This is a genomic window from Frankia sp. CcWB2, assembly GCF_977927585.1.
In genome coordinates this window covers 1-2,788 of the sequence record NZ_CDWRCM010000245.1, presented here as the reverse complement: position 1 = coordinate 2,788, position 2,788 = coordinate 1, and the positions used below count along the sequence as shown (strand labels likewise).

Genomic DNA, 2,788 nt, shown 5'->3' with positions numbered 1-2,788 from the left:
CCTGCTCCAGCGCCGCAGCGACTCCGGGAACTGGGCGCTACCCGGCGGGAAGATGGACATCGGCGAGACCTTCGCCGACTGCGTCATCCGCGAGACCAAGGAAGAGACCGGCTTCGACGTACGGATCGACCGCATCGTCGGCATCTACTCCGGCCCCGGCCACGTCTTCGCCTACGACGACGGCGAGGTCCGCCAGCAGTTCAACATCTGCTGCGCCTGCACCATCACCGGCGGAACCCTCCAGGTCAGCCACGAGTCCACCGCCGTCGACTTCCACGACCCCGCCACCCTCGACGAGCTGACCATGCACGACAGCATCCGGATCCGCATCCGCGACTACCTCGCCGACGGCCCACCGGTACTCCGCTGAGACTGCCGAATCTGCCTGTTTAGGATCAAGATGCGGCGGCGTGCCCGCGCCCCGCAACCGCCTGCGCGCGGCGCTGGCGCGCCGTGCTCGCCGGGCGCGTCGCCGCCAGTCGGAAGGAGCTTCGCGGCGAGCTGACCCTTCGAAGTAGGCCAGAAGAGTCGGCAGGTAGGGAGCCCGTAAGCACTCGCGGATACGGACATCCTATAACCGCCGGTGCACGGAATTTGTGCATCGCCTCTATTTCTTGATCGAGGGGAAAGATATGCAGTCCCGAACCCTGCCAGTCTTCACTGCTACTGAACGCGACCTCGTTCAAATGGGTTTGGCGATGAAAGTGGCGGAGATGATGGGACGCAAGCTCGAAGAGGCGGACTGGAGCGACGTTTACTGCTCGGCCAAGAATATACCTCTCCAAGGATGGTCGAATCTGAATATAGATGTGATGCACGAAGGCCTTGGGGTTGAACACAAGATGCTTCGCTATAAATCAAAGTCGATCGAGGAAGCATGTGGTACCACTCTGATGCATCCTTCACTAACGCGATCCGTGAGGATTCCTACGATCGAGGCGGATGCAAACGATATAATGGTAGACGTATTCAAACAGTACGCAGAACTCGTTTTGAACCGACGGCGAAAAGTTGAGAACCAGACCGCGCAGCGACCAGTAGATATGCGGATTGGTTGGCTCCTCTGGCAAGATTCTCTACGACAGTTTCTATACTTTGAGGAGCCTATGTCCGCTCCGGACCCGAATAACTATATCGCAGAATGGCGAGACGTCGCTGGCAGCAGCCGAAAGGGCAGTAAAAACCTGTGGATCTACGAACGCTCCACGGGCAAGAAGCGATACTCAGTTACAACGTCAGCCGGGATCAAAATTCAGCCATACTTCGACGTTCCGCCCCCCTCCGATCCAAACCTGTATATCTTCACGGTTATCGGTGAACAAGTAGATCTTGGAATTATTCGGGTATGGCTAACACCTCAAACGCACGGTCTTCTCCGTCGTGCGGCCAAAGGAAAACTCGACATCGATGATCTCAGCCGCTTCGTTTCTTCCTCCGCCTCTGCCGTAAAGCCGCTAGAGGGGTCAGCTAGCGGGCCTGAGCAGGTTCGCGCCGGCGCAGTTCCCTTGTTTCTTCGTGAATCGGCATATCGTCAGTTGACGGAGGCATTCCAAGGCGTCAACGACGAGCATTGTTTCCAGTTGCTGTTGGAAGGGCTCGATAGGATTGGCGACCTTGCTCTAGACTAGCTCCGGGAATTTCTTATTCTGTCCACGCTATCCCGGAATTGCGAGAAGTCGAGAAGTGCCCCCCCGTGCGTCAATGCGTGCGCAATCCACTCGCTGTAGATGCGCCGAAGATCGTACTCTGTCGCGCGATCAACATGAAGGTAAGGTTGGAGGTATTTGTCGAAATCAACAAGCTCAAGGAACTCATGCAATTCTAGATCGCGATTGTTAATAAGTCGCCCCTGGGAGCCACTTGGCTTTAGGCAGTGCAAAATTATATCGGAACCGGGAGTGTTTTCGCTGACGAAGTGTTTGAATGTGCCATGCTGCTTATCGAACACATCCGCTGTCACCACGATAAATCCCGCTGTCTCAATTGCCGATCGAAGTGCCCCCCATACGCTAGCAGATGAATTCATGAATACAAGAAGCATCCAGTGCTCAGGCCGAAGAACTCTGTACGCCTCAGAAAGACTCGCGAGCATCAGCTTCTCATAGTCTTCGAGGGTCTTTCCTTGCACTCGGTTGACAATCGCTTCTTTCGACGGATTTGTAAATCGGCCGAGCCATGATTCCCAGAGGAAGTTCATTTCGCTGTAATTAATATTTGCACCAAACGGGGGATCGGTGAAAATCAAATCGACCGAGTTGTCGGGCAAGTAGTCGAGACTCGTAGCTGATTGCTCGATAACCGCCGTTTGACCCGTGAAATGTTGAGCCGTTGTGCGGAGATGGTCTTCGATCGTGCGGGCCTTCCGCTCAAAACTGAGGAAAATGTTCGACTCCTCGAATATGAACGGAACATTCAAGCGAGCCGTATTGCCGCTTCCACCCCAGAATCGAAATTCGCTCAGTCGAGTTACGCGGCGGTAGAGGGAAGTAAATACGAATGCGACCTGGCCGGCAACCTGGGCGTCTTCAATTCTGTGTATGTTTCGCCAGATGTGACTCAGACCAACGAGCGCACGATGCGTATAGAATTTATCTATCGTGTCGAGGCCGTGCTTTCGTGGTTGCGCAAGATTAACCCCATCAGGAAGTTTCAGATTAGGGTAGTAGCCAGTCGCAGGAGCAGTGCTGTCCTCAAGGGAGAAAATCAAATTTATATCAAAGTCATCAGGAGGCACCGTAGCCTCCCGCTGACGGGATCCACAACATTTGTAGGCAATGTCGACGGGCTC

Annotated in this window: 2 protein-coding genes and 1 pseudogene; 2 read left to right on the top strand and 1 reads right to left on the bottom strand. The window is 54.7% G+C overall.

The window, feature by feature from the left end; genetic code table 11:
- Together ACY45C_RS19455 and ACY45C_RS19450 are read left to right on the top strand one after the other, a co-directional pair.
- A partial coding sequence (locus ACY45C_RS19455; RefSeq protein ID WP_462189006.1) for an NUDIX hydrolase occupies window positions 1–370 on the top strand: 370 nt, incomplete at its 5' end.
- Window positions 371–632: 262 nt separating this feature from the next.
- On the top strand, window positions 633–1,628 hold the full coding sequence (locus ACY45C_RS19450; RefSeq protein ID WP_462189004.1) for a hypothetical protein: 996 nt from the start codon (window positions 633–635) through the stop codon (window positions 1,626–1,628).
- Here the strand turns inward: ACY45C_RS19450 and ACY45C_RS19445 are convergent.
- Window positions 1,625–2,788, bottom strand: a pseudogene (locus tag ACY45C_RS19445) (DNA methyltransferase); the annotation flags it as partial. The gene ACY45C_RS19450 and the pseudogene ACY45C_RS19445 sit on opposite strands and share 4 nt — an antisense overlap.

Coding starts and splice junctions, on each gene's coding strand:
- ACY45C_RS19450 (WP_462189004.1), top strand. CDS start 633: ATGCAGTCCCGAACCCTGCCAGTCTTCACTGCTACTGAACGCGACCTC.